This window comes from Rhodococcus sp. 05-2256-B1 (assembly GCF_002258465.1).
Classification (GTDB): Bacteria; Actinomycetota; Actinomycetes; order Mycobacteriales; family Mycobacteriaceae; genus Rhodococcoides; species Rhodococcoides fascians.
Window position 1 is genome coordinate 409,276 of sequence record NZ_NOZA01000011.1, and the last position, 26,277, is coordinate 435,552.

At 60.4% G+C, this 26,277-nt stretch carries 25 protein-coding genes and 2 pseudogenes; 17 read left to right on the forward strand and 10 right to left on the reverse strand.

The annotated features are described in order from the left end of the window. Positions 1–15: 15 nt before the first annotated feature. From CH285_RS03920 to CH285_RS03950, 7 genes are read left to right on the forward strand one after another with little or no spacing between them, the layout of a single operon-like run. A complete protein-coding gene (locus tag CH285_RS03920) occupies positions 16–912 on the forward strand; it encodes a fumarylacetoacetate hydrolase family protein (protein WP_032371186.1) in 897 nt (298 codons plus the stop codon). A 51-nt stretch (positions 913–963) separates the two neighbouring features. After that, the gene (locus tag CH285_RS03925; protein ID WP_032371185.1) at positions 964–1,716 is read left to right on the forward strand and encodes a maleate cis-trans isomerase family protein; all 753 of its coding nucleotides are present in this window, start codon (positions 964–966) and stop codon (positions 1,714–1,716) included. A 29-nt stretch (positions 1,717–1,745) separates the two neighbouring features. After that, positions 1,746–2,543, forward strand: a complete 798-nt coding sequence (locus CH285_RS03930; RefSeq protein ID WP_032371184.1) for a cyclase family protein — start codon at positions 1,746–1,748, stop codon at positions 2,541–2,543. Then, positions 2,540–3,175, forward strand: a complete 636-nt coding sequence (locus CH285_RS03935; protein WP_032371183.1) for a hypothetical protein — start codon at positions 2,540–2,542, stop codon at positions 3,173–3,175. Before CH285_RS03930 ends, CH285_RS03935 begins: the two co-directional genes overlap by 4 nt. A 16-nt stretch (positions 3,176–3,191) precedes the next feature. Then, complete coding sequence (locus tag CH285_RS03940) at positions 3,192–4,838, forward strand: thiamine pyrophosphate-binding protein (protein ID WP_032371531.1); 1,647 nt, start codon at positions 3,192–3,194, stop codon at positions 4,836–4,838. A gap of 7 nt (positions 4,839–4,845) precedes the next feature. Next, positions 4,846–5,394 (forward strand): flavodoxin family protein, encoded by a 549-nt coding sequence (locus CH285_RS03945; RefSeq protein ID WP_052066963.1) that lies wholly within the window; start codon positions 4,846–4,848, stop codon positions 5,392–5,394. A 57-nt stretch (positions 5,395–5,451) separates the two neighbouring features. Continuing rightward, positions 5,452–6,495 carry a 3,4-dihydroxy-2-butanone-4-phosphate synthase gene (locus CH285_RS03950; protein WP_176458559.1) on the forward strand — a complete coding sequence of 348 codons (1,044 nt, stop codon included), beginning with the start codon at positions 5,452–5,454 and terminating at the stop codon, positions 6,493–6,495. Positions 6,496–6,587: 92 nt separating this feature from the next. Here CH285_RS03950 and CH285_RS03955 read toward each other — a convergent pair whose 3' ends face one another. From CH285_RS03955 to CH285_RS03965, 3 genes are all read right to left on the reverse strand, one after another. Next, positions 6,588–7,619: an ABC transporter permease gene (locus tag CH285_RS03955; protein ID WP_032371182.1), complete on the reverse strand. Its 1,032-nt coding sequence runs from the start codon at positions 7,617–7,619 to the stop codon at positions 6,588–6,590. Next, a complete protein-coding gene (locus CH285_RS03960; RefSeq protein ID WP_052066979.1) occupies positions 7,616–9,175 on the reverse strand; it encodes a sugar ABC transporter ATP-binding protein in 1,560 nt (519 codons plus the stop codon). Before CH285_RS03960 ends, CH285_RS03955 begins: the two co-directional genes overlap by 4 nt. A gap of 103 nt (positions 9,176–9,278) precedes the next feature. Next, on the reverse strand, positions 9,279–10,298 hold the full coding sequence (locus CH285_RS03965) for a sugar ABC transporter substrate-binding protein (protein ID WP_176458558.1): 1,020 nt from the start codon (positions 10,296–10,298) through the stop codon (positions 9,279–9,281). A 280-nt stretch (positions 10,299–10,578) separates the two neighbouring features. Here CH285_RS03965 and CH285_RS03970 point away from each other — a divergent pair, with 280 nt between their 5' ends. Together CH285_RS03970 and fmdA are read left to right on the forward strand one after the other, a co-directional pair. Further along, positions 10,579–11,211, forward strand: a complete 633-nt coding sequence (locus tag CH285_RS03970; RefSeq protein WP_052066960.1) for a DJ-1/PfpI family protein — start codon at positions 10,579–10,581, stop codon at positions 11,209–11,211. A gap of 552 nt (positions 11,212–11,763) precedes the next feature. Continuing rightward, a complete protein-coding gene (gene fmdA / locus CH285_RS03980; protein WP_032371180.1) occupies positions 11,764–13,020 on the forward strand; it encodes a formamidase in 1,257 nt (418 codons plus the stop codon). A 61-nt stretch (positions 13,021–13,081) separates the two neighbouring features. Here fmdA and fgd read toward each other — a convergent pair whose 3' ends face one another. Next, on the reverse strand, positions 13,082–14,095 hold the full coding sequence (gene fgd / locus CH285_RS03985) for a glucose-6-phosphate dehydrogenase (coenzyme-F420) (protein WP_094644619.1): 1,014 nt from the start codon (positions 14,093–14,095) through the stop codon (positions 13,082–13,084). A gap of 323 nt (positions 14,096–14,418) precedes the next feature. Between fgd and CH285_RS03990 the strand changes: the two genes are divergently transcribed. Continuing rightward, the gene (locus tag CH285_RS03990) at positions 14,419–15,369 is read left to right on the forward strand and encodes a GlxA family transcriptional regulator (RefSeq protein ID WP_306436722.1); all 951 of its coding nucleotides are present in this window, start codon (positions 14,419–14,421) and stop codon (positions 15,367–15,369) included. A 73-nt stretch (positions 15,370–15,442) separates the two neighbouring features. On the opposite strand, the gene CH285_RS03995 is transcribed toward CH285_RS03990, so the two are convergent. Next, positions 15,443–16,531, reverse strand: coding sequence for an SDR family oxidoreductase (locus CH285_RS03995; protein WP_141214987.1), 1,089 nt, complete (start codon positions 16,529–16,531; stop codon positions 15,443–15,445). On the opposite strand from CH285_RS03995, the gene CH285_RS04000 reads away from it, so the two are divergent. From CH285_RS04000 to CH285_RS28190, 6 genes and pseudogenes are all read left to right on the forward strand, one after another. Then, a complete protein-coding gene (locus tag CH285_RS04000; RefSeq protein WP_373454717.1) occupies positions 16,466–17,164 on the forward strand; it encodes an SRPBCC family protein in 699 nt (232 codons plus the stop codon). The two genes, CH285_RS03995 and CH285_RS04000, sit on opposite strands and share 66 nt — an antisense overlap. A 5-nt stretch (positions 17,165–17,169) precedes the next feature. After that, positions 17,170–17,687 (forward strand): annotated as a pseudogene (locus tag CH285_RS28605) (aromatic-ring-hydroxylating dioxygenase subunit beta). 14 nt (positions 17,688–17,701) lie between these two features. After that, positions 17,702–17,977, forward strand: coding sequence for a hypothetical protein (locus tag CH285_RS04010; protein WP_255032498.1), 276 nt, complete (start codon positions 17,702–17,704; stop codon positions 17,975–17,977). Then, positions 17,974–18,762, forward strand: coding sequence for an SDR family oxidoreductase (locus tag CH285_RS04015; RefSeq protein ID WP_052068921.1), 789 nt, complete (start codon positions 17,974–17,976; stop codon positions 18,760–18,762). The genes CH285_RS04010 and CH285_RS04015 overlap by 4 nt, the downstream gene beginning before the upstream one ends. 1,599 nt (positions 18,763–20,361) lie before the next feature. Beyond that, the gene (locus tag CH285_RS04020; protein ID WP_080729332.1) at positions 20,362–20,535 is read left to right on the forward strand and encodes a transposase; all 174 of its coding nucleotides are present in this window, start codon (positions 20,362–20,364) and stop codon (positions 20,533–20,535) included. A gap of 649 nt (positions 20,536–21,184) precedes the next feature. Next, positions 21,185–21,346: pseudogene (locus CH285_RS28190) on the forward strand (methionine synthase); the annotation flags it as partial. A gap of 102 nt (positions 21,347–21,448) precedes the next feature. Here the strand turns inward: CH285_RS28190 and CH285_RS27735 are convergent. The 5 genes from CH285_RS27735 to CH285_RS04045 all read right to left on the reverse strand — a co-directional run bounded on the left by CH285_RS27735 (position 21,449) and on the right by CH285_RS04045 (position 25,483). Continuing rightward, a complete protein-coding gene (locus tag CH285_RS27735; protein WP_155288487.1) occupies positions 21,449–21,589 on the reverse strand; it encodes a hypothetical protein in 141 nt (46 codons plus the stop codon). A 48-nt stretch (positions 21,590–21,637) separates the two neighbouring features. After that, positions 21,638–21,766: a hypothetical protein gene (locus CH285_RS28195; protein ID WP_255032497.1), complete on the reverse strand. Its 129-nt coding sequence runs from the start codon at positions 21,764–21,766 to the stop codon at positions 21,638–21,640. 257 nt (positions 21,767–22,023) lie between these two features. Next, a complete protein-coding gene (locus tag CH285_RS04035; protein WP_032371175.1) occupies positions 22,024–23,613 on the reverse strand; it encodes an FAD-binding oxidoreductase in 1,590 nt (529 codons plus the stop codon). Positions 23,614–23,903: 290 nt separating this feature from the next. Continuing rightward, complete coding sequence (locus CH285_RS04040; protein ID WP_052068920.1) at positions 23,904–24,578, reverse strand: DedA family protein; 675 nt, start codon at positions 24,576–24,578, stop codon at positions 23,904–23,906. A gap of 2 nt (positions 24,579–24,580) precedes the next feature. Beyond that, positions 24,581–25,483: a phosphatase PAP2 family protein gene (locus CH285_RS04045; RefSeq protein WP_052068919.1), complete on the reverse strand. Its 903-nt coding sequence runs from the start codon at positions 25,481–25,483 to the stop codon at positions 24,581–24,583. A gap of 20 nt (positions 25,484–25,503) precedes the next feature. Here CH285_RS04045 and CH285_RS04050 point away from each other — a divergent pair, with 20 nt between their 5' ends. Further along, complete coding sequence (locus CH285_RS04050) at positions 25,504–26,184, forward strand: response regulator transcription factor (protein ID WP_032371174.1); 681 nt, start codon at positions 25,504–25,506, stop codon at positions 26,182–26,184. Positions 26,185–26,277: the final 93 nt, after the last annotated feature.

Genomic DNA, 26,277 nt, shown 5'->3' on the forward strand with positions numbered 1-26,277 from the left:
TCAGAAAGTAGTCCTGTGAAGATCTTGTCTTACCGAATCGGCCGAGAATGCCCTCGATCCGGGGTGCTGATCGACGACGACCACGTCCTCGACATCGCGGAGATCGCTGCGGCCACACGTACCGCACTCCCCGACAGCGTCTTCGAGCTCATCGGCGATCCCGAAGCGTTGCACCGACTCAGTGGACTCGTCCAAACATCGCAGTATCCCGACTCTGCAGTCAAGGCGTTGCGGGATCTCACACTGACCGCGCCGATGCGGCCGGGTAAAGTAGTCGGCGTCGGACTCAATTACGTTGCACACGTTGCAGAGTCGAGCAGAACGCTGGATACCGACAAGGACAAGCCGACTCGACCGGTGTTGTTCTCGAAGCCCAGCACAGCGGTCATCGGGCACGGAGAACCTATCAGGCACGACGGCGATCTAACGGCTCAGCTCGACTGGGAGTGCGAACTCGCGGTCGTAATCGGAAAGCGTGCCAGCCGGGTTTCGGTCGGCGACGCCCTCGACCACGTCTTCGGGTATTCCATCGTCAACGACATCAGTGCGCGCGATCAGCGGCGTTCGGGCCAATGGTTCTTCTCCAAAGGTCAGGACAGTTACGCGCCTTTCGGACCGTGGATCGTCACGGCGGACGAGATCGATGATCCGCAGAATCTGGACTTCAGCCTGACAGTGAACGGCGAACAGAAGCAGAATTCCAACACGCGACACATGTTGTTCTCCATCGCCGAACTGATTGCGGACATCAGTTCCGGCGTAACGCTCGAGCCGGGTGACGTGATCGCCACCGGAAGCGCAGAGGGGGTCGGTGCAGCCCAGACGCCGCCGCAGTTCCTGCAGCCGGGTGACAACGTTGTACTCACGATCGATCGCATCGGCACCCTCGCCAACCCTGTCGTCGGAGTCTGACACCCGCCACGTCCGGGATCCACTAACAACACTCTCCCCGAGGACTATTGCATGACAACCACGTATCGCATCGGACAGATCGTACCCAGCTCCAACGTGACGATGGAAACAGAGATTCCCGCTATGTTTCGTGCTCGTGAAGCGATCCGACCCGAACGTTTCACCTTTCACTCCAGTCGAATGCGGATGACTCAGGTGACCAAAGAGCAGCTTGCGGCGATGGACGACGACTCAGGGCGGTGCGCCGTCGAACTCGTGGACGCCCGCGTGAACGTCATGGGCTACGCGTGCCTGGTTGCGATCATGAGCCGCGGTAGCGGCTACCACGAGGTCTCTCGCACCAAGCTCGAGAAGGTCGCCGTCGATCACGGAGTTCCGACACCCGTGGTCACCAGCGCCGGGGCCTTGGTAGAGGCGCTGCATGCGCTCGGGGCCAAGACGACATCCCTCATCGCTCCGTACATGGAGCCGCTGACTCGGGAAGTCGTCGCGTACATCGAGAACGAGGGAGTTCGTGTGCTGGACTATATCGCGCTCGAAATCCCGGACAACCTCGAGGTGGCGGCGCGTGATCCGCGAGCGCTGATCGACATAGTCAAGTCTCTCGATCACGCAGAGGCCGATGTTGTGGTGCTGTCGGCGTGTGTGCAGATGCCCTCGCTCGAAGCCGTGCAAGATGTCGAAGATGCAATCGGCAAACCCGTGATCACCGCGGCGATAGCTACGACGTGGCAGATGCTTCGTGCGCTCGGGCTGGAGACGCACGTGCCAGGGGCAGGATCCCTGCTGTCCGGTCGATACTGACAAACTCCAAGATCAGAGACGAGAACATTATGAGCGCACCAAGGCAATCAGGTCACGGGTCGATCGAAGACATGCTGGCGGCGCTGTCCGACGGCCGTCTGCGCGTGGTCGATCTGACCAACGAGTTGAGTTCCGAGACACCGACGCTGACGCTTCCTGAGCCGTTCTCGAACCTGATCGATTTCAGCCTCGAAGAGGTCAGCGCCTTCGACGACTCCGGTCCGTTGTGGCGACACAACAACATTCACACCGGGGAACACATAGGCACCCACCTCGACGCGCCGCGACATTGGATATCCAACCGCGACGGTGCAGGCGTCTCCGAGATCCCGGTCGGGCGGCTGGTGGGACCGGCTCAGGTCATCGACATCAGTGAGAAGGTGAAGTTGAATCCGGACTACCTGCTCGAAGTCGACGATCTGCTCGCCTGGGAAGCGGAACACGGACCACTGCTCCCCGGAAGTTGGCTACTGGTGCGTAGTGGGTGGGATGAATTCGCCCGCAACGAGGCAGCATTTCTGAACGTCAGCGAGGGCGTAAGCCACACACCGGGAATTTCCGCTGCCGCAGCGCGATGGTTGGCCGAGCAGTCGCCGATCGTCGGATACGGGGTGGAAACCGTCGGCATCGACGCAGGCAACGCTTTCGTGCTCGAGCCGCCGATGCCGGCACATCACTTCCTGCTGGAGGCGGACAAGTATGGTGTGACATCGTTGCAGAACCTCGCATCCCTTCCCGCGACCGGTGCCGCAGTCATCGTCAGCCCCCTCCCCATCGTCGGTGGAACTGGAAGCCCCGCAAGGGTATTGGCGATCATCGCTTCATGAAGATCTATCCGGTGATTCACGTTCACGATGTAGATGTGCACAGGGAGGTCGATATCGCGCGCCGTCACGACGTCGCCGGTGTCTTCCTGATCGATCACGACGAGGACGATGCGCGGTTGCTGAAAGCCGTTGCAGCCGTGACATACGCACACCCGGACTTCTTCGTCGGAGTCAACGTGATGCGAAGACCGCTGGCAGCCGCGATCGGCGTTCTCGAGGGCATGTTCGGCGACGAGCTTCCAGTCAGTGCCATCTGGACGGATTTCATTGATATCGACGGGCCACCTGCCCCGAAACACTGGCGTGGTCTGCATTTCGGCGGTGTTGCCTTCAAGCATCAGCCGCCGGTCGTCCTCGCCGATCTACCGGAGGTCGGTGCGGCGGCCCGTAATCGCGTGGACGTTGCTACGACGTCAGGGGAAGGAACGGGCAAAGCCGCCGACCCAGTTCGGCTTCGAGCACTTCGCGAGGGTCTTGCCGGTCGGCCTTTGGCGTTGGCCAGCGGGGTCACGCCGGACAACATCGTCGACTACCACGGTCTCGTCGATCACATACTCGTGGCGTCCGGAATAGCCGGCCCCAGTGGGATCGACGAGAACGAACTCGCTCGTTTGATGGCTTCAGTTGCATGATCAGAAAAGGAACAACGTGAACGTTGCACAGGCAATCGGAGTCGCACTCGGTCGCTTCGGGGTGCGCCGATCCTTCGGAGTCGTCGGAAGTGGAAATTTCCACTTCACGAACGGATTAGTCGACTCCGGCGTCGATTTCGTGGCCACGCGACACGAGGGTGGTGCGGCGACCATGGCCGATTCGTACTCGCGGATGACAGGAGAGGTCAGCGTTGTATCTCTGCACCAAGGGTGTGGCCTCACCAACGCCATGACAGGTCTGGGGGAAGCCGCGAAGAGCCGGACTCCCCTCGTCGTCGTCGTGGGCGAAGCTACTGACCCGGCATCGAACTTCCACGTCGACCAAGATGCGATGGTGCGCTCGGTGGGAGCGACAAGCATCCTCGTCCGAACAGCCGAGACAGCAGTCTCAGACACCCGTCGAGCGTATGTCACGGCACTCAACGGACGACGAACCGTCGTCCTCCGTATGCCTCTCGATGTTCAGGAGCACGACTTCGACGCATCCCTCCTCGATGACCTTCACCCGGTTCCGGTGCAACCACAACCCGTCGCCGCCGCCGAAGACATCGACGCCATGGCAACACTTCTCGTCGCAGCGCAGCGCCCGGTGTTCATCTGTGGACGCGGCGCGCGGGGCGAGTCGGCACGCGCGGCATTGACCGCGCTGGCCGAGACGACCGGGGCACTGCTCGCCGAGGGAGCAGTCGCCAAAGGGCTCTTCGCCGGCCAGAAGTGGGCCATCGACGTGTCCGGCGGATTTTCGTCACCGACCACTGCTGCACTCATTGCCGATGCCGATGTCGTAGTGGGATGGGGTTCGGCACTGAACAACTGGACCACCGGACACGGCACCCTGATCGGTCCTACAGCCACACTGATCCAGGTCGATCTGGAGGCCTCCGCACTCGGTCGACATCGTCCGATACGCCTAGGTGTGGTCGCAGATGTTGCGCGGACCGCTGAGGCGCTGAACCGACAGCTCGTCGCTGCGAATCATCGCAGCGTCGGCTATCGAACCGATGTTGTAGCCGAGGACATAGCGACCCGAATTCTCTGGCGGGACCACCCGTACGAGGACGTCGGTACTGCCGAGGCGATGGATCCCCGGACGTTGTCGATCGCTCTGGACGATGCCCTGCCCGCCGACCGCGTCATCGGTGTCGATTCGGGTAACTTCATGGGCTACCCAAGCATGTACCTTGCCGTGCCGAACGAACAGTGTTTCTCGTTCACCCAGGCGTTTCAATCGATCGGGCTCGGCTTGTCGACCGCCATCGGTGCAGCTCTCGCGCAGCCGGACCGTTTTCCGGTCGCGGCGTGCGGCGACGGCGGGTTTCTCATGGGTATCTCGGAGCTCGAAACGCTTGTCCGACTGGATATCAAGATGCTCGTCGTCGTATACAACGATCACGCTTACGGTGCCGAAGTTCATTTCTTCGGGCCGGACGGCTATCAGACGGATATCGTCACGTTCCCGGAGACCGATATTGCCTCCATCGCAACGGGATTCGGCTGCGATGCGATCACGGTTCGCACGCAGGAGGACCTGCGCGAGCTTGCGGCCCGGGTTTCGAGAGGGCTGGAGCGCCCCCTCGTCGTCGACGCAAAGGTCATCGGCTTCAGTTCCTGGTGGCATCGAGCAGCAATGCTCAACCACTGACGAGCACATGACCGATACCGAGGACACAATGGTGCGCGAGAACAACTCCGGCGAGATCCTCATCATCGTCGAATCACACTTCGGGAACACGGTGGCACTGGGCGAAGCGATGGCCGCTGCGTTGTGCGCCAACGGTGTGCACTGCGTAGTCCGGCTCGCCCACGAGGCCACCTCGACGCTGTCCGAAGGCGTCCATACGCTCGTGGTCGGCGCGCCCACCCACAACGGAATGCTGTCCACACCCGCCACCCGCAAGCGCGCGGCGGGTATCGGTGCCAAGGATTCGACTGATACACAGGGTGTCCGCGAATGGTTGGCCAAGGTCGAGCTCACTACGAAACCGGATATAATCCTGTTCGACACGGTCGAAAGTAGCTGGGGGGAAGCGCCTTCGGCAGCAGACGAAGCTTTCTTCCTGAGCGGCGTCCAACGGTACACGTCCGTCACACGAGGATTGTCCTTCTCTGTCGGGGGAGTAGCCGGTCCGTTGTGCTCTGGTGAGCTGGTTCGAGCCCGGAGCTGGGCGCTCGGTGGCTTTGCTGTGACTCGTCGATGACCTGATGCCGGCTGTACGGCGCTCGGTCGAAGAAGTGAAATGGAACGGGAGTCTGCCATGTTTCGTTCGGATGCTGCAGAGCGCGCGATAGTCGATATTGCCGCAGGCCGGCCAATTGTTCTGGCCGATGAAATAGGCGGTGAGTGGAGTGGAGATATTCTCTTCGCCGCAGAAAACTCCACCGCCAAGACAATGGCATTCACCGTCCGACATACCAGCGGTTTGGTGTGTGCAGCGACGCCGGGCGAGCTACTCGACCGGTTGAAGATTCCGCTGATGAGTTCTGCTGGTGGGCAATCCGCGTTCACCGTGTCATTCGATGCTGCTTCCGGCGTATCGACCGGAATCTCGGCAACCGACCGCGCTCGTACCGTGCGCGTGCTGGCAGACCCGAGTGCGACGGCAGAGGATTTTCATCGTCCGGGTCATGTAATGGCGCTGAGATCCTGCGCCGGTGGAGTTCTCGGCAAGCACGGCCGTGCAGAGGCGGCGGTGGATCTTGTTCGGTTGGCAGGGCTGGCTTCGGTCGGGGTCTTGGCCGAACTGGTCAATGACGACGGGACGGTGAAACGTGATGCGCAGCTGCGCGAATTCGCTCGAATGCAGAATCTGTCGGTAGTGTCGATCGCCTCCCTCGTCGAATTTCGTAGAAAAAGGGAAGTTCTGATCGATCGAGTGGCCGCAACCCGGCTGCCGACGCGCCATGGGCTATTCACGGTATTCGGGTACCGACGAGCGCATAGCGGAGATGAGATTGTCGCCCTGGTGAGAGGCTCTGTGGCGGGTCCTCGGTCGGTGGTCACCCGCATCCACCGCGAGTGCCCGGTCGGTGATGTGTTTCGAACAATCGGGTGCCGGTGCGCGGCAAATCTGGATGTCGACCTGGCCCGACTGGCTGCTGCTGATGCTGGTGTGCTGATCTACTTACGACGCTCAGGAGGCTCTGGAATCGGTGGGACGTGCCCGACAGTCGATGGAAGCGTCTGCGACGAAGTCGGTCAGATCCTCCGCGACCTCGGAGTGAGCGCGGTTGAGGTCGACGGTTCCAATGCCGCTGTCACCGTTCATTTGAGAGCCGCGGGGTTCGAGGTATTGCACTGACCCCATCGAAAACCCTCACCGGTAATACCGTTGCGCGTGAAGTTGTTGCTGTCCTTGTCCAACGATCATCGCCGAAAGGTGAAGTTGCCGCACTACTCAGCATTCACAATGCGGGTTTTACGACGACGCGGCCGCCATTGGACCTGGTCTGCCAGTACAGCAGCGAGCAGAATGACTCCGGTGATGATCTGCTGCCAGAACGTGGGGACATCGGACAGACTCAGTCCGTTTTGGAGCACCCCGATGAAGAGCACGCCCAACATTGAACCGCCGACGCCGCCGACTCCGCCGGCGAGGGCTGTTCCGCCGATGAGGATGGCGGCCACGGCATTGAGGGGGAGCGTGTTGTCAGGCGATGGCGTCGATGCACCAATTCTTCCTACTGCGATCACGGCAGCAAGGGCAGCCATTCCTCCTGCGACCGCGTACACGGTAATATGAGTCCGGGCGGTCCTGATGCCGGAAAGCTTTGCGGCCGTCATACTTCCACCGACTGCATAGACGTCACGACCGAAATAGGTTCTGTTCTGCACAAACGAGAACACCAAGAGTGCGCCGATCATGATGAATATCGGCATCGGTAGTCCGAAGAACTGATCGATTGCGATCAGGTTCACCGCGTCGGACTGCACGAACTGCGCCTTGGTTCCGGACCACAGGCTGACTACACCCGTCAAGGCCGTCATCGAGGCCAGCGTCACGACGAACACATTGAGACCGAAGTACCCGACCATAAGGCCGTTGGCCACCGCGCCGACGAGAGCGCCGAAGACAATTGTGAGGAGAATGGCAACGATTCCGGGCACTCCCTGATCGAGCGTCGTCGCCAGGAATACTCCGCAGAGCGCGACTACGGCACCGGAGGACAGGTCGATCCCGCCACTGATCTGAACCAGAGTGGCACCCAACGTGACCAGCCAAAGGACGGACATCGAGGTTGCGATATTGATGAGGTTGGTCTGATTGAGAAAATTGTCTTGATAGACCGACATGAAGACGATGAGAAGGACGAGCAGGATGAGGACGGGTCGAAACAACCGCGTCGTTGCCCATGCCTGGCTCAGAATATTGCTTGTCGCAGTCTCGTGTTCGGGCTTTACGGTGCGCTCGTCGGTGGTGCTCACAACTGTCCTCCTGCGGCTACGGTCGCGATAGCAACCTCGGTCATATCGTGGGATTCGAAGCGGCGGACAATCGCGCCGCGGTACATGACTACGATCTCGTCGCACAAATCGATGAGCTCGGGGACCTCGGACGAGGACACCAGCAGAGCGAGGCCGCCGTCGGCTGCGTCGCGTAGCGCCGCGTGCAGTTCGGCCTTGGCCGCCACGTCGACGCCGCGGGTCGGCTCGTCGAGTAGAAGAACTCTGGGTTGTGAGGCCAGCCATTTGGCGAAGAGGACCTTCTGTTGGTTTCCCCCGCTCAACGATCGCACCGGCATTGCCGCAGAGGCGAATCGGAGTGCGAAGGTTGCCACCGCGCGCGCGACCAGTCCGGATTCGGTTCGCCCTTTGATGATGTTCCAGCGGGCTGCGGAATGGGTGCTCACCATCGCGGCGTTCTCGGTGATGGACATCGACAGGACGAGGCCTTGTAGTTTGCGATCGGGTGGGACGTAACCGATCCCGGCAGCGATCGCCGTACGCGGTGAGCGTTTCCCGCTCTGAGTTCCGAGAATATTCAGGGCACCACCGGTGACGTCGCGACTACCGAAGATCACTTCGAGGAGCTCGCTTCGTCCCGACCCTTCCAACCCCGCAACTCCGATGATGCGTCCGTGGTGGAGTTCGAGATCGACTCCGCGCACGACCTCTGCGGAATCGACCCGGTCGAGCCGGACTGCTGCAGTGTGATTCGGGTTCGCGAATCGACGTCGGCCGCTGTCGGAATTCACCTTCGCCATCTCGGTCCCCACCATTGTTGCAACGAGAGAATCCGGAGTGAAGTGCGAAGTCGGACCGCTCGCGATCGTCAGGCCGTTCCGCATGACCGTCACGGCGGACGATATCTCGAACACTTCCGGTAGACGGTGCGAGACGAACACGATGCTGACCTCACTGTCCGCAAGGGTGCGCAGCGCCGTGAAGAGTTCCTTTACTTGACCTTCGGTCAGTGAGCTCGTCGGCTCGTCGAGAATCAAGATGCGGCTGTTCAAGGAGATGGCGCGCGCGATTTCCACCATCTGCTTCTGGTCGGGCCGCAACGTACCGACAATTTGCGCGGGATCGTAATGGATTCCGATCCTTGACATCACCTCGGTCGCACGACGGCGTGATTCCCGCCAATCCACCATTCCGTGGGTTCGCGCGAGGCGACCAAGAAGAATGTTCTCCGCGACCGTGAGGTGTTCGGCGACGGCAGTCTCCTGTGACACCATTGCGATTCCGTGTCTCACTGCATCGGCCGCATCATGAAACCGAAGGGGTCGGCCGTCGATGAGGATCTCGCCGGCGTCGGGTTGGATTTGGCCGGAAAGAACTCCGAGCATCGACGACTTTCCGCATCCGTTCTGTCCAATGAGGGTGTGAATTACCCCGGACCGTTCGACGACGAGTGAAGCGCCTCTGAGAGCAACTGAGCCTCCGTAAGATTTTTCGATGCCCCGGAGTTCGAGCAGCGGAACGCCGCCGCCCGTAGTACCGGACTCCGGTTGCTGAGTCGGTGCGAGTCCCGCCACCATCACCACGTCCTTCTTGTCGATCGTTGTCGATGCATATGGGCGTCAGTAATGTCTGGGGTAGACCGAGTGACCAGTGCGAAGAGCGTGGCGCGGGTGCATCGCTTCAGTCGAACCAGACGGCCTGGTCGAGATTATCGGCCGACACGATGTACGAGGGGACCACGATGTACGGCTCGATCGGTACACCCTGTTCGGTGACGGCTTTGTACGCGGCTATGGCGGACTGCTTTCCGATTGCCTCGAAGGGCGTGCGATATGCGATGTCGACGCGTCCCGCCTCGATTGCGTCGCCGGTAATAGATTGGCCGGCGCTAGGATTGATGACCATGGCGTCGGACCCCTGCGTTGCCACAGTCGTGCTGAGAGCAACCGATGACTGGTCATTATACGCGGCAATGACATCTACATTCGGATACTTCGTCAGAATCGTCGATGCTGCAGTGCTGTAACCGGAAGGCGTGTCGTCAGTGGAGTCGACATTGCCGAGGTACTCGAGTCCCATTTCTTCAGCCCAGAATTGTTCGCGCTCAACCAGATAAGAGAGCACTTTTACTGGGAGGCCGAGCCCCATGGTCGCGAAGCTGGCTCCTGGGGTCTCGTCGGCTACCGCCTTCACCGTTCGGTATGCGGAGTAGTCGAAGCCTTGGGATATCGATGCCACTGCGCCCGCAACGGTGTCCTCCGGCCCGGCCGATCCGATTACGGTGACGAACGGGATTCCTTTCTCTTTTGCCTGTGCGATCGACGGAGACAACGCTTCGGCGAATACCGGGCTACAGATGATCGCATCGACTCCTGCCGCCAACAGCTCGTTCATTTGGCTGACTTGCTTCTGTGGGTCCAGCTGCGCATCTTTCGGGACGAAGCTTCCACCGAGCGAGGTCACTTCTGCCTCGATCGCATCTTGTATCGCCACCAGCGACGGTTGAGCCGTACTGACACCGAGGTAACCCACGGTGAACGACGCGTTCGGTGTGATCGTCGGATCGGCGAGAGTCTGGAAACGTCCTGCATCGGGCCCCGTGTAGTCAGTCGGTACTTCGACCGAAAGCTTGCTGACCACCGAGGTTTTCGTTTCGCTGGCTGTGCCGTTGCTGCAGCCGATCAGCGCGGTGACCGCCACGGCTGAAACGGAGCAGATTCGCAACACTTTGCTCGTGATCATCATTCGTCCATTCGATGCGTAGGCAGTGGTGTTCGGGTAGTAGAGTGCGACTGTACTTGATCTTCGCATATTTGATCAAGTAATATCTCAAGGAGGTCAGTTTTACTCGACCGCCCCTCCTCAATGTCCCGATTCGAGGGAAAAGGGTCGTTGTGCAGTCAGGAGAGGTGTGCAAACCTGCGTTGCAGACGCACGCACCATTATCGCCCGTACCGGTCCACTGAAATTGGGAGTTCCTATGCAGATCGCGATTGTTCTCTACCCGGGTTTCACGGCACTCGATGTCGTCGGACCCTACGAAGTACTCAAGCTCATGCCCGACGCGGAGGTTCGCTTCGTGGCGCACGAGGAAGGCCCGGTGCTCGCCGATAGCGGCGCGCTGTCAATACTGGCAACAGGCACTTTCGCCGATGTCGAACGGCCGGATATCGTATTGGTGCCGGGGAGCTCGAATTCCACCACGGCCGCAATGGAGGACCCCGTCCTGCAGGAGTGGCTTGTCAAGGTGCACGAAACCACCACGTGGACAACGTCTGTGTGTACAGGAGCTCTTGTCATCGGTGCCGCAGGTATCCTCCGAGGACTTCCTGCTACGACGCATTGGACAGTGCAGGACCAGCTTGCAGATCTCGGAGCAGAGTCGCGACCGAACGATCGCATTGTTCGTGATGGAAAGGTCGCCACGGCAGCGGGAGTCTCGGCGGGAATAGACCTGGCGTTGTGGCTGGCCGGCGAAATTTGTGGGGAGGATCGAGCTCGGATGATCCAATTGGTGATCGAATACGACCCGCAACCACCGTTCGATTCCGGCCACCCGCGGAAGGTCACCGAAGACTTCATCAACAGAACGTTCGAGGCCATGGTGCCGTGATGGATCCTGCGAAATTGCGTCTTTTCCAGTGTCTCGGCGGTTGATGTCGGATTCCGGGTGCCCAGCGACCGAGGCCAAGGCGCTGAACGGGATTGGTTTGCCCAGGCCAGGCCCGACCAGGTCAGGGTCTCGGTAGCTTTCGGTGCAGCGGGTTGGTGCTGCTCGACCTCCTGGCTCCACCCCCTGGGAGTGAGCGAACGGTGGAGGGCGACTCTGCGGTAGCACGCGTTGCGTCATGCAAACGCATTTCTCGCGTGTTCCCGCGACCGAGCGCGGGCGCGCTTATTGTCCGCCGCGCGGAGGTGGAGCAGATATGGCAGGGGACCTCGAGTGGAATGTGGTTCATCGGATGCTGTTCTTCGGTTGGTTCGCATCCGCCTGAGCAGCGGAAGGTGTAGGTCGGCATAAGATCATTTTAGCGCGGGATGTATCGATGTGCACGACTCTTCCGGAGAGGTTCGAGACGTTTCGTAATTAAACAGGAACCTGGAAGATACACTGACGCAAAAGAATTAAACTAACGTGATACTGAACCGCGCAGCGAGGAGATCCATGCCCGAGCTTCTTTTTCCCCTGGATTCGTCCAAGAGTTTCACCGAACAAAAATTGGTAGGACACAACCGGTGGCACCCCGACATTCCCGCCGCTGTGACGGTCAAGCCCGGTGACAGTTTCCGAGCCCATTGCCGTGAGTGGTTCGACGGCGCGATCCGGAATGACGACTCGGCCGATGACATACGCAATGCCCCCCTCAACAACGTTCACACGTTGTCCGGTCCGTTCGCTATCGAAGGCGCTGAACCGGGAGACCTCCTGATCGTCGATATTCTCGATATAGGTCAGATACCGCAGGAGGATTCGGGTCCGCTCGCAGGACAGGGATGGGGTTACACCGGTATCTTCGCGAAGCGCAACGGCGGCGGCTTTCTGACCGATCAGTTCCCTGACGCGTACAAAGCCATCTGGGACTTTTCCGGTCAGCAGGCAACGTCGCGCCATGTGCCACACGTCCGGTTCACCGGCATGGTTCACCCGGGCTTGATGGGCACAGCGCCGTCTCACGGCCTGCTGGGAAGATGGAACACGCGCGAAGCGGTGTTGATTGCCACAGACCCCGACCGTGTTCCTCCACTGGCTCTGCCACCGGAACCGGACGGCGCGATCCTGGGATCGCTGACGGGTGCCGATTTTGCACGGGTCGCCGGCGAGGGGGCCCGTACTGCGCCGCCACGAGAGAATGGCGGGAACCAGGACATCAAGAATCTGACAAAGGGATCACGGATCTTCTATCCGGTCTTCGTTTCCGGTGCCAACCTGTCTTTCGGCGACCTCCATTTCTCCCAGGGTGACGGTGAGATCACATTCTGTGGGGCAATCGAGATGGGAGGCTTCATCGACCTCCGTGTCGACTTGATCAAAGGTGGAATGGAGACCTATGGGGTGAAAGAGAATGCCATTTTCATGCCAGGGAATACCGACCCGCTCTACTCTGAATGGATCGCTTTCTCCGGAACGTCGGTAACACTCGACGGAGAGCAGCGTTATCTGGACTCGGATCTTGCGTATCAGCGGGCGTGCCTTCATGCGATCGATTACTTGACGAAGTTCGGTTACAGTCCCGAGCAGGCCTACTTGCTTCTGGGATCTGCACCTATAGAAGGACGTCTGTCCGGGGTGGTCGACATTCCGAATTCATGCGCGACGGTCTATATTCCAACCGCAATTTTCGATTTCAGTCTGGAACCGACGTCTGCCGGTCCGATCCGAATCGATCCGGGGATGGGGGCACCCATGGCATCAGGCGATTGAACACTAGTCCAATAGCCCCCCGTGTCGCGTGGGCTCTTCGAGTACGCGACACGGGGTAGGTTCACGCCAGACGCCGTAGGCGCGGTTCGAGGTCAGCCTTGAATAGCTCCAAGAAGCGCCGTTGATCGTGGCCGGGCGCATGGAAGACCAGGTGGTTGAGCCCTGCGTTGATATACGGCTTGATCTTTTCGACTGCTTCGTCCGGGTCGGAAGCAACGATCCATCGCTTCGCGACCTGCTCGATCGGCAATGCGTCGGCGGCCTTCTCCATTTCTATGGGGTCCTCTATAGAATGTTTTTGCTCCGGGGTCAGCGATAGCGGTGCCCAAAACCTGGTGTTCTCCAACGCCGCCACCGAATCAGTGTCGTAGGAGATCTTGATTTCGATCATTCGGTCGATGCTGTCGGTCGATCGGCCCGTTTTTTCTGCTCCTTCCGCTACTGCAGGGATCAATTTTTCGGTATAAAGGCTCATACCTTTCCCTGATGTGCAGATGAACCCATCACCGCTACGGCCGGCGTAACGTGCGACGACGGGCCCGCCGGCCGCGATGTAGACGGGAACTCCACTGTCGGGAACATCGTAGATCGATGCCCCTTTTGTGCGGTAATAGTCGCCTTCGAAATCAACCCGACGCCCACCCCATAATTCACGCATCAGCGACACGGCCTCGCGTAATCGTGCAAATCGTTCTTTGAATTCGGGCCAATCACCGTCGAATCCGGCCGCAATTTCGTTCAGCGCTTCACCAGTACCGACACCCAAGAATATGCGGTCCGGGTACAGGCATGCCATTGTTGCAAACGCCTGTGCGATCACTGCAGGGTTGTATCGAAACGTCGGGGTCATCACGGACGTGCCCAATTGAAGGGTGCTTGTGCGTTCCCCCACGGCGGTCATCCATGCGATAGAGAACGGCGCGTGGCCACCTTCGTGACGCCACGGCTGAAAATGGTCACTTACCGTCGCGGAGTCCATATTCGAGGACTCCGCCAGCACGGCGAGCTCAATAAGTTCGCGCGGACCGAATTGCTCGGCCGAAGCCTTGAACCCTAATTTTAGTTCTCGTGTCACGCTCAACTCCAACTTTCAGAAATCACGTCAACATCCCGCTGCGCTCATCGCAGTATTGTTGTGCGTGTGGGGTTTTCTTTGATCCTAGAGCATCACGTTCTATTCTGATTGCTGTTCGCGCAGTGCGTCGCGTCGTTGAACCGCTCGATGGCTACCTTCGTGCCGGTCCGCGAAAACATCAGCCTCGTCAGAGTGCGCCCACATCGTGGCATGTCTGAAAACGAGGGTTACACACTTAAATAGACATAGTGCGCCGGTTCTGCAATCTTGGGGCAATGTACAACGAGCGTTTGGTGGTGATAGTGGTTTTCGATGGCGTCCAGATGCTCGACGCCATCGGGCCCGCGGAGGTGTTCGCCTCCGCGTCACGGCACAGTGGCTCGGGCACTTACCGCCTTCTGATCGCCTCCCTCGACGGTCTACCGGTCCGATCGGATTCGGGATTGCATCTCGGTGTAGACGTTGCCCTGGACTATGTCGGCGAGCCGGTGGACACCTTGATCGTGGCAGGTGGGCAGGGAGCGGTAGCTGCCGCCGCTTCACGCCAATTGCTCTCGACATTTGCGACGGTAAGTCGGCGGTCGCGTCGTGTTTGTTCGGTGTGCACGGGCGCATTCGTTCTTGCTGCAGGAGGGTGGCTGTCCGGGAAATCGGCGACTACGCACTGGTCGGCCACGCAGGCTTTAGCGCAACAGTTTCCCGATATCTCTGTTGAGCCCGACCGCATTTTTGTCCAGGACGGTGACGTCTTCACGTCCGGTGGCGTCAGTGCAGGGATGGATCTGGCTCTGACACTTGTCGAGACCGATCACGATGCACACGTCGCGCGAGCGGTCGCGCAGGAGTTGGTGCTGTTTCTGCAGCGACCGGGCGGACAATCGCAGTTTTCCGAACATCCGGTTCATCGAATTCCTGCGAAATCCCCGCTTCGGGCGGTCGTCGACACTGTGGTCGCGGAGCCGGCCGCCGATCACCGGCTGGTTCAGATGGCCGCGCGCGCCGGTGTTTCCGAACGTCACCTCACTCGGCTCTTCCGCCTCCATGCGGATATGACTCCAGCTGAGTTCGTGGAACGGGTACGGATCGGAGTCGCGCGCGAGCAGCTCGAACGGACCACACTCGGAATGAACACGGTGGCCACTCGTAGCGGGTTCGGAAGTAGCGAGACGCTACGACGAGCTTTTATCCGCACCCTTGGAGTACCCCCCTCGGAGTATCGGCAGCGTTTCAGCACCGCAGGCCTGATATCCGCTCGAACGAGACAAATCTCTTGAGTCGGAGGATCGGACGTCGGGCCGGGGCGGAGTTCCTGAGCATCGCAACCTGATAGCTATTCAGCACGATCGGCTAACGAAAAGGGACCTGTGCGTGACGTTCGGGTTCGGGTTGGGTTCGAAACTGGGAATCACGAGCGGCAAGTTGTTGTAGTAGTGCGTTCGATACACCCGGTAGCTGAAAATATTCATCGGCAGAGATTGGTGCAGCCCAATCACTTTCGTGGATATCACGTGAATGCACCATGGAACACCAGGCCGAAATCAGCTGCTTGTGTTCATCCGCAATAGCTTCGGACATTTCGATGAGTGTCTGCCATTGCTGGATCGTCACGCCGTGATGCGATCGATCGATCAGACCGACCGCACGAACGATGTCCACGAACCGCGTCGAGCTCGGTGGGCCGATGGTGCGGACGACGCCGGAGACAGGTGACTTCAGCGCCAGCTCCACGATCGCCGCTGTGACGTCGTCGACGCAACTGAGCGGCTCAGCGATATCGACGACAGGATAGAAGCCGGTGACCGCACACGCCCGCAAGACGGTCCACAGAGCGTCCTCGGTATTGACTGCACCCGCTTTTCGCGGACCAACCACCCGCCCAAGACGGATGATCGAGCTCGGCAAACCAGCGAGTCCTGCTTCGCGGACGATTTCCTCGGCAATAGCTTTGCTAGCCAAATATCCTGTCAGGTCCTGGCTTTCGATGAACTCGAGGGTTGTCCCATCAAAAGCGACGCCAATGGTGGAGATTTGGTGAAACACGGCCCCGCCGCTGTCACGGCACAGTGCAAGCATGTCGGATACCGCGACAGTATTGACCGGTCTTACGCTCGTGTAGGGCCGTAGAGGGCTCACTACCGCGGCGCAATTGGTTACGAAGGTCGCCTCAAGCGCAAGGACTGGTCGCTCGTCTCCGTTCGCATCGACTCGTACGAGGGCTTGATCTTTGGCACGCTCGACCCCGAATCGGAGTCGCTGGACGACTATCTCGGCGACTTCCGGTTCTACTTGGACCTTTATCTCAAGCACGGGGAACAGGGCTGCGAGGTACACGGTCCGCCAGACCATTGGCTTGCAAATACAGATTGGAAGATCTGTGCCGAAAACTTCGCAGGCGACGGATATCACACCCCTGTCGCGCATCAATGGGGTTTCCACCTCGGCTACTTCCCGTCCTCCGGGGCGACACACAGCCAGGGCTGGGCCGCGAGTGTGCCAGGGCGTGGGCACGGAGTTGGGTTGGGCCACAGTCCCAACTTCCCTCCGTTCGGGGGCTTTCCTCCTGAACTCGCCGAGGAGATGAAGGGTGTTTTCAGCCCTGAACAGACTGAGGTGTTCTCGAAGGTTCGGACCGCCGTCGGTACCGTATTTCCTAATCTGTCGTTCCTGATGCAGCCGTTCAGTTTGGTGCCGGGCGAGCCCGGTGTGCGATTCGTGACAATGCGCCTGTACCACCCTGTCGGACCGGGGCGAATGGAAATGTATTCGTGGTGCCTCGTCCCCAAGGGTGCATCACAGGAATACAAGGAAGCGGCATATCGCGCGTACACACTGGCTTTCGGCCAGGCCGGAACCTTCGAGCAGGACGATTTCGAGAATTGGGCAAAGGTGACGCGATCAGCGGCGTCAACGATGGTCAAGGATGTCGATTTCCCGTATTCGATGGGAATGGACAGCGTACCGGACCCGGACTTCCCCGGACCCGGTCGCGTCGTCACCCCGTACGTGAACGACACCAACTTCCGTAATCTATGGTCCCGCTGGGGCGACTACCTCGCGAAAGAGGTGTGACCGCGATGCCTAAGACAGAGTCGGTACCGCGCGAAATCGTCTGGGATATTCAAGAGTTTCTCTACCGAGAAGCTCTCGCTGTCGACGAGCGGCGTTTTCGCGACTGGTTGGCATACCTCACCGTCGACATCCGATATGAAGTTCCGGTCCGGGTAACGCGGGAAGCGTTGGCGGAATGGGAGTTATCCCCAACCTCGCGAATCTTCGACGACGACCGAGAGACGCTGGAAGTACGGGTCCGTCGCCTCGAAACCGATTTCGCTGGGCTGAGCAGCCCCCGTCACGAACACGCCACTACGTCACGAACGTTCTCGTCGACCACACCGAGGTTGAGGGTGAATATCTCGTCTCTTCGAACTGCTTGATATACCGCAGTCGCGGTGACGATCCCAATCCGAGTCTTTACTCGATGTTCCGCAAGGACACCGTTCGGCTCACGGAGGACGGATGGCGACTGGCACGCAGATGGGCGGCATTCGACCAAGCCCTGATCAATGCGCACAATCTCTCGATATTTATCTGACAGCGAGGTCTGAAATGAACGACGACGCACCCGAACCAATTTTCGAGAGTCCCGAAATCGGCGAAGTATCGGAATACCCGACGCACGGTAGATCCGAGGGTCCCATCGTCATCGCCAACGAGTTCGCGGACGTCGTCGTTCGGAAGGTCGCAACGAGGAACGGCGTACGGCTCGACATCTGGTCGCCGAGGCGGGGAACCAGAGTGCTGCTCGACGCGGTGGCGTTGGACTGCCTCAGTTTTCAAGAACCCAGCCTCATCTCCGGATTGTTGTCGAGGAAGCCGCAATGACCTCGGCGGACAACCGATTGACCGGCTGCAATATCCTGGTCCTCGGTGGCGGTTCGGGGATCGGTCGCGGCGCCGCAGAGGGCTACCGTAGAGCGGGCGCTCACGTGACCGTGGTGGAACGGTCGGCGCAGAACGCACGAAGGCTGTCCCAGGAAGCCGATGTCTCCGTCATCGTCGGCGATGCCACATCCCCCGCCGTAGTGGGGGATGCGATTCGATCGGTTGTGGAGTCGCGAGGGTCGATCGACAACCTGACCTGCTGCGTCGGAGTCTTCGACCACTACGCCTCGCTTCGCACTCTGACCGACCAGGAATTCGAGCAGGCCGCCGAAGAGATGTGGCGCGTGAACGTGCTGAGCACGCTCCACTCGGTCAAGCAGGCCTGGGCGTCGTTACAAGAGGCTGGGGGCTCGGTGACACTGACGTTGTCCGAGTCGGCCTTTCACCCCACCGGGGGCGGCGTCCTGTACGCCGCCTCGAAGTGGGCACTGCGTGGCGCGGTGTCCCATCTCGCTACCGATTTTGCACCCCGGGTGCGGGTGAACGGAGTCGCTCCCGGCGGTACGACGGGCACGGCGTTCTCCGGATTGCAAGCGCTCCGGCAGGACCACGTCACAGTTGACGCGGTCGAAGGCCGTGAGGAGCGAATCGCGGGAGGTTCGTTGATGGGTTTCGCAGCCACCCCGGACGATCACGCCGCGGCGTACGTCTATCTGGCCGATCCGGTAGGAGCCCGTGTGGTGACCGGAACAGTCATCAATTCCGATGGCGGGCACGGGCGGTGAAACCCGGACTCATGTGGATGCGGTTTCTGAAGCTTATGCGATTCGGGTCTTACTCGAGGCTGATCGACGCGCCTGAAACCATGCCACCCCCACTGAGCGCAATCTCAGGATGGGCGGTCGCCCATGGAGCCGTAGGTAGCTATGTATACGTTGCGCCACAGTAGGAACTACTTCGTCTGCATGGCGGGCAGGTCGTCGTGGCGTTCACGCCACCCTCTCGACTCAAATCGCTCTTGATGTGTTCCGCAACAATGAAATACGACTCGAAAGGACAATTTTTTGACCACGTCCAACGCTGCTACCGACACCGCACATGATCCACTCGTATCGATACCACCCATCGGTAATTTGAGTAGCCGACGCGACTCCGGACCGGAGGGAACACCATCTCTCCTAGGTTCTCAAATGCTTGAATTGGCACGCCGATGGGCACCCTACGGCGGCGTGGAAACGGGCCAGGCTCTCGTTGAGTTCGGGCTCGATAGACCCCAGTTTTATGCTCGGGTACAGCTTATCCGTGAGGAACTCGAGGGATGAGCCTGAATCGGAACTGTGCCGTGGCCGGTCACCCGCATAGAGATTGCCGGCCAGATAAGGGTTGGTTGAGTGGCACCAAGATTGGAAAGCACATCTGGTCGAGCGAGGGTATCACCGCATATCCGGATGGGTGGTCAAGCCATTCCCGGCATCCGGCGGTTTGAATCTGATGGCTTGAGATGGCCGCAGATACTGCGCTTCACGAGTAGCAGTTCCGCATACTGGAAGAGATGGAGCGAGGCCTTGAAGGGAGTGTGATTTGGTGTAATCGATATCCGATGATGCGTGGCATACCAAGCCAGGTACTACGTGAGGCGACGATGACCCGTCCTGCTGACCTAACAAAACAAAAATCCTCGACTCACCCTCGACTGGATTCCTGTCAACGTGTCGACGGTGTAGATCTAGGGTTCACTTACTCACGCGAACGAGGCCACAACGGCGCATCGGAGCAATGTCTCCTCCCATCGGCCAGAGCGCATGGAAAAAGCGTTTATCAACTAACGGCACCGTTGTCGCAGGTGAAAGGAGATATCTCCATCTAAAATTTTAGCTTTAAGTCGTTAAATTGCTGTAGGTCGGGGCGGGAGGTGAGAAGAATGCCCAAATATCAGTCGACCGGAATTCAAAGATTTCACAGGTGCTGCCCAGCCTGTGGTAAGCCATGTCTCGGAGAAACGGTGCGGCGAAGGCTATCCGCCAACGAGCACATCACAAACGACTACGCAGCATGTGCGTCCTGTACGTGGGAAGGATTTGCCGACATGACCCGTCCATGCAAGTTGCCATAACCTCGATTCTCTCGCTCACCGCACAAAGATCCGGCCAGGCGATGCAGGTCGGTCGTTCATCGACATCGGTTTACTCTTTCGCTCGGTCTACGGACACCCCAGGCCCGGCGAGCTACAGGCTGCTGACCCCTGATGCTGGATGCTATGACTTATGCGTCGACTTGGTGACCGAGTGAGACAGCGCTGTTCGGCTTACTTGAACTGTGCGGTTGCCCCCGTATAGTGGACACCGAGCTAGCAGGGCCATAGGTTCCGCAGGAAAGATGTCCTCGTGTCCCTCAAACGCAGGGAGTTCACGACCGAGCACAGAGTCGAGGCCGCACGTCGGCTGATCGATTCCGGCCGCACCATCCCCGAGGTCGCCCGTGAACTGGCTATCAACGAAGCATTGCTCGGACGCTGGGTCGCCGACGAACGCCGCCGTATCGAAGCCGCCGGCGTATGAGTGATCAGCCGCTGACCGCCGCGGAGCGCACCTAGTTCTCTCGGCTTAGCAAGCAGGTTTACGAGTAGGAGAAAGACATCGCGTTCTTAAAAAGTGTCCGCGTACTTCGCAGCAAATCAACAAAAAGTAGCAATCATGGACGACGCTTCCTACCTAGGTGACTGATACGTCGGAGCGCCGCGAAACGCTGTATGTGGATAGAAGATGGGTCCAATGGCATTCGATCGATCCAGACCGACAGTCATCGTAGGCGGCGGATGCTGCTGCGGCACTGCTGACAAGCATCTGGACATCGACCACGACGCCGAACTCGAGAGTTTGCGTCACCTGGTCGATGGTGTCGCTGACTTTCGGGTCACCGAGTGCGTTGGACCATGCGAACGATCGAACGTTGTCTTGGTTGCCCCATCGAGATACGGACATCGAACCGTTGGCAGACCAACGTGGCTCGGTTTCGTTCTGGGCGTAGGAATGAAGGAAGAGATTGCAGGTTGGCTCTGCAACGGAGGACCGGGGCTTGCCGAGATTCCGACGCCTCTTGCTTCGCACTGCTTCGAGCGGCGTCAAAAATAAGCTCAGGGTGCGGACTTCCCTACCGGTGTACCGCAGCGTCGCTGCGGTCAGTTGTTCCGCCGAGTCCGTCTAATAAGTCGCCGAAACTCTCAGTCGCGCAATTGCGTTCGTCGACGCAAACAAGCCCTACCTGAGTACCAATTGCGGTATGGCCCCACTCGCTCGACGCGTCGCGCGAGACAAGATGGTCGCGCTCGCAGCTGGCACGGAACTCCTGCGACGTCGGTTGTCGGAGTAATTTCCGTGATCCGGCCACATCCGAGTCCGGATGGCATCGGCGCTGTGGGTGCCTGTGCTGCTGTGGACGAACTGCTGGATTCGTGCGTCTCGTAAATAGCGCCTACACCACGGCGTAGGCTTTCTCCGCGTTGCCGTGGGACAGCCCGCGAGCGATGGTGTCCCGGGTCAACAGCCGCATCACGACGCCGGCCACGAGCACGAGGCCCTCGCTGACGGGCAGTGCCCAAATCAGGCCGGTCACGCCGAACTAGAGGCCGGCGAGGACGACGATCGGGATGACCACGACTCCTTAGGGCGTCGACGTGATCGTCGCCGGAAGTATTCGTCCGGTGGCCTCGAACAGCGAGGTGATGAGGCCGGCGAAGCCGTTCAAGACCATCGACAGAAATTGCGCCGTGATGATGGTGGCACCGAGCACAATCCGGTGCAGTACAACTGATGTCAGATTCGACTGCAATTCTGAATGTCATTACTGATCGGACTGCCCAGCCTGTTCGGCAGCTCGGAATGAGACCAATTCGAGTCGAGGTCTCGCAGTCGGCACCTGGCTTGTCCGACTCGATGTCGATGGCCGATCGTGTTATCGCGACTGACTCGAGTCCGCTCGACGTTCCTCCGAGCCGTGGAAGCGATCATCGGAGTGTTGTTCCGGAATGCGACGCGCACTTGATTCGATCAGGTGCGGGGGAGTTCGATCGACAAGTCGTGCCGGAACAGATTGCCGGGATCCCACGCCGCCTTGATCTCCTGCAGCCTCGAGTAGTTGTCCCCGTAGTACAGCGTGGACCACGGTACCCCCGAGGTGTTCCAGGCGGGATCTTTCAAGTCGGAGTCCGGATAGTTGATGTAAGCGCCGGCGTTGGCGTCGTTCGGTACCGGAACGCCGCCGGTGTCGGCGTAGATGTCGCGATACATGTTTCGTGACCACTCGACATGGGCGGCCTCGTCCGCGGGATTACGCCAGGCAGCGACGAAAACGACCTTCATGAACGAATTTCGGGTCGGCATCGCCGTCGCGTCTGCGGATCGGTCGTTGATTGCACCACCGGCAGGGAAGAGCTCGATCCCCGAGTCCAGGCTCTGAAAACGGGGGTCCGACAGATACCTGTGCAGGGTGCGCAGCTGCTCGTCGGTGTGTGCCCGACGCAAATTCGCACTCTTGTATTTGCCCGAGAACGGTGCCCGGCCACGGGGTGCCGACAATTGTGTCGAAACATCCATGAACGGTCCTTGCGAAGCGGGCACCGCGACCGGTGGTGGCCGCACACCCTCGCCCAGTGCGGCGACGAACTCGTCGAGCAGCGCGCGTGAGTTGGGCAGGTCGGCATCGAGCCGTGGGGTGAGCTGGCACAGGTGTGCGCTGGCGAAGAACTGCGCGTACAGGCTCGCGAACCTCGACCCCGGTTCGCTGTTGCGCTCGAAGAATCGCTGAAAATTACCGACGAACCGCACGAAAGCGTCTTCGCTGACCACGGGCAGTACGACCTGTGTGCTGAGAAGGTTCGCCGGAGGGGTCGGTAGGGCCAGTGTGGGATCCGACCCGTCCGCGTCGTGCGTGCGGAGGAGGTAGCGGGTCACGACCCCGAAGTTTCCTCCGCCGCCGCCCGTGTGCGCCCACCACAGATCCGTGTTCCGACCGTCGCGAGTTGCCAGGACGGACGAGGCACGGCCGTCGGCGTCGACGATGACAACTTCCACGCCGTAGATGTGGTCGACAACAGACCCGAAGGCGCGCGACAGGGGACCGAAGCCGCCTCCCGCGGCGTGGCCTCCCATGCCGACGCCCAGGCAACTTCCTCCGGGTAGCGACACACCCCAGCCTCGGTATAGCTGCTCGTACACTGTGCCCAGATCCGCTCCGGCCCCGACGGAGAAGGCGTTGTTTTCTGCATCGAACTCCACGGTTGTGAGCCGACTCAAATCGATGATGGCCTGAGTGGAGGCGTTGTCGACGAAGCTCTCGACGCAGTGTCCACCCGATCGGACGGCGATGCGCAGACCGCGCGCGACCGCTGTCTCGACCGCGGACACGGTCTCTTCGGTGTTGGTAGGCACGAAAAGAGTTTCGGGATTCGCGAGGAATCTCGGGTTGTAACCGCGCTGCAACAACCGCACGAATTCCGGGTCCGGAGGGCTCAATTGCGTGATGGTTGTCGACGCGACGAGCGGATCGGCGGACGCACCGAAGGGACGCAGGTTCGGCAGTGCACCACCGGCCAAGGCGGCTGCACCGAACAGCAGGTGGCGTCGCGTCAGTTTGGGCATCGCACGAGTGTACTTCCGACGCGTACGCAATCGGTCGTTGCTCGTCGTCAGTCGAACAGTAGATCGGCTGACGCAGGCACCGATCGGTCTGCGGTGCACGTATCCCTGTGCGCAGTCGCATGAACCTGGCAACAGCCCCGAGTGCAGCTATGTCGAGCGAGGTCATGAGTGTCACTTTTCTGTTTGACGTCGAGGCAGCAGGTGTAGATCGAGGACGTTCGACGGCGGACATGGCACCACAACGGTGCTCGAGTCGCCCGGTCTGTCGAGGTGCCCCGGTCATCCGTCGTTCAGTGCCGGGCGGCGGAACTGGTATCGGGGTCGGGGCGGTGCCCGGGTCGGGATGGTGTTCTGCCTGCTCTGGAACGGGAGCGCAGGTAGTCGACGGCGATCGGGAGTATCGACAGGACGACAACCCCGATGAGGATGACCTCGATGTGGTTGCGCACGAACGGGATTCCGCCGAGTAGGTAGCCGAGCGCAGGTACGCCGACACCCCATACGACGGCCCCGATGACGTTGTAGACGAAGAACGTTCGGTATCTCATGCCCGACGCCCCCGCCATGACGGGTGCGAGTGTCCGGACGACGGGAACGAACCTGGCGAGTACGACAGTGCGGGCACCGTAGGTGTCGAAGAACGACTGCGCGCGTGCTAGCTGTGCAGGGCCGAGCCGTTTGGCACCGGGGCGGTCGAAGACTGCAGGCCCGGCTGCGCGGCCGATCAGGTAGCCGCACTGATCGCCGAGTACGGCTGCGATCGGCGCGGACACTAGGATCACCCACAGTGGAACGAACGGATCGGCCTGCGCAACGAGCACTCCTGCGGTGAAGAGCAGAGAGTCGCCGGGGAGAAAGAACCCGATCAGTAGACCGGTCTCGACGAACAAGGCGACGAGCAGCCCGATCAACCCGAATGTCGCGACGAGGGTGCCCGGGTCGAGGACGCCGCCGGTCAATCCCATCGTCACAGCGAGATCCTGTTCATGAGCAGGCGAGGTGGCACCGCATCGGTGGCGCCGCCGGAGTCGAGCCGATGGAGTGCGTAGCTGCCGAGGGTGACCGCGCAGGCTGCGAGGAGCGCGCCGGCGAGAACGTCGGTGAGCCAGTGGACGCCGAGGTACATCCGTGTGCAGGCAACGGCAACGGTGAGAGCGACAGCAATCCCGAGGAGCAGTGTCCGTACCGCCCTCGATCGCCGCGTGCCTGCGAGGAGGGCGAGCATCAGTGACAGGGCAGCGGTCCCGGTGACGTGACCCGACGGGAAGGAGAAATCGGTTTCGAGCATCAACTGGATCGACTGCGGTGGCCGTTCGCGTCCGACGATCATCTTGACGATGGTGCACAGCATCGATGCCGAGGCGACGGTCGCCAGCAGCACCAGTGCAGGGCCGTAGCGTTTGGTTCTCCACACCAGAAGCACCGCGACCACGAGGCCCAACGCGGCGGTCTCGGCGGGGCCACCGGCTGTGGTGACGGCAAGGGCAAGATCATCGAGCGCGTGCGATCGGTGATCGACGAACCAAGTCGCGACAGGTGCGTCGGCCCGAGTCAGCCACCCGTTGCTGTGTACTGCGAAGGCGAGCACCACCACTGCGAACGCGAAGCCGAGCGTGCCGAAGATCGTCGCTCCGGCCCGGTCGGAGCGGACGCGGAGCATGATCCCGGCAGCGAGAAGGCCAACTGCGATCACCAGCCCGGCGATCTCGACGTCGGCGGTCGCGGCTTCGGTGAACACTTCGGTGGCCGTTGCGTGAACGGCGGACATCGATGAGGAGAGGAGCACGCCGATCAGTGTGCCGAGCAGCTCCTGAAGAACCGCTGAGAGCGGCTCGTCGGCGTCGGCGTGGGTCTGTTGTACTTGCGTCACATACACGGACGGAGCTGTCGATGCGGGTTCTGGTGGTCGAGGACGAAGTGCGCCTGGCGGAGATGGTCCGGCGCGGTCTGGTGGCCGACGGGTTCACCGTCGAGGTCGAGCACGACGGTGACAACGGGTTCCACAGTGCCGCGACCGGCGAGTTCGACGTTCTCGTTCTCGACATCATGCTGCCGGGCAGACACGGGTACGACATCGTGCGAGATCTCCGCGCTCAGGGCGTGTGGACGCCGATTCTGATGCTCTCGGCCAAGGACGGTGAATACGATCTGGCCGACGCTTTCGATCTCGGCGCGGACGACTATCTGGTCAAACCGTTTTCCTTCGTGGTCCTAGTTGCGCGCTTACGCGCGCTGGTCAGACGGGGCGCTCCCGAACGCCCCGCCGTGCTTGTTGCCGGCGATCTCGAGTTGGATCCCGCGCGTCACCGTGTCACCCGGGGCGGTACGGAACTGGCGCTGACCCCGCGTGAATACAGCGTGCTCGAGTTCCTGATGCGGCGCAGCGGCGTCGTGGTCACAAAATCCGAGATCGTCCGGTCGGTGTGGGACGTCAACTACGACGGGGACGAGAACATCGTCGAGGTCTACATCGGGTATCTCCGGAAGAAGGTCGATCAGCCCTTCGGGCGCAAGAGCATCGAGACGATCCGCGGGGTCGGGTATCGCCTGGCCGCCGGGGCGACCGACTGAGCACCTCGCCCTGCGGCACGTGCGTGGAACCTATCGTCACGTGCGACACCTACCGTCCCTCAACAGCTTTCGGCGTAGGGCAGCCGATGGTGG

What these genes read in the sequence shown, in the direction of transcription:
- CH285_RS03925 (WP_032371185.1), top strand. Translation starts at nt 964, where the DNA reads ATGACAACCACGTATCGCATCGGACAGATCGTACCCAGCTCCAACGTG.
- CH285_RS03930 (WP_032371184.1), top strand. Translation starts at nt 1,746, where the DNA reads ATGAGCGCACCAAGGCAATCAGGTCACGGGTCGATCGAAGACATGCTG.
- CH285_RS03935 (WP_032371183.1), top strand. Translation starts at nt 2,540, where the DNA reads ATGAAGATCTATCCGGTGATTCACGTTCACGATGTAGATGTGCACAGG.
- CH285_RS03945 (WP_052066963.1), top strand. Translation starts at nt 4,846, where the DNA reads ATGACCGATACCGAGGACACAATGGTGCGCGAGAACAACTCCGGCGAG.
- CH285_RS03950 (WP_176458559.1), top strand. Translation starts at nt 5,452, where the DNA reads ATGTTTCGTTCGGATGCTGCAGAGCGCGCGATAGTCGATATTGCCGCA.
- CH285_RS03960 (WP_052066979.1), bottom strand. Translation starts at nt 9,175, where the DNA reads ATGGTGGCGGGACTCGCACCGACTCAGCAACCGGAGTCCGGTACTACG.
- CH285_RS03970 (WP_052066960.1), top strand. Translation starts at nt 10,579, where the DNA reads ATGCAGATCGCGATTGTTCTCTACCCGGGTTTCACGGCACTCGATGTC.
- fmdA (WP_032371180.1), top strand. Translation starts at nt 11,764, where the DNA reads ATGCCCGAGCTTCTTTTTCCCCTGGATTCGTCCAAGAGTTTCACCGAA.
- CH285_RS03990 (WP_306436722.1), top strand. Translation starts at nt 14,419, where the DNA reads ATGCTCGACGCCATCGGGCCCGCGGAGGTGTTCGCCTCCGCGTCACGG.
- CH285_RS04010 (WP_255032498.1), top strand. Translation starts at nt 17,702, where the DNA reads ATGAACGACGACGCACCCGAACCAATTTTCGAGAGTCCCGAAATCGGC.
- CH285_RS04015 (WP_052068921.1), top strand. Translation starts at nt 17,974, where the DNA reads ATGACCTCGGCGGACAACCGATTGACCGGCTGCAATATCCTGGTCCTC.
- CH285_RS04035 (WP_032371175.1), bottom strand. Translation starts at nt 23,613, where the DNA reads ATGCCCAAACTGACGCGACGCCACCTGCTGTTCGGTGCAGCCGCCTTG.
- CH285_RS04040 (WP_052068920.1), bottom strand. Translation starts at nt 24,578, where the DNA reads ATGGGATTGACCGGCGGCGTCCTCGACCCGGGCACCCTCGTCGCGACA.
- CH285_RS04050 (WP_032371174.1), top strand. Translation starts at nt 25,504, where the DNA reads ATGCGGGTTCTGGTGGTCGAGGACGAAGTGCGCCTGGCGGAGATGGTC.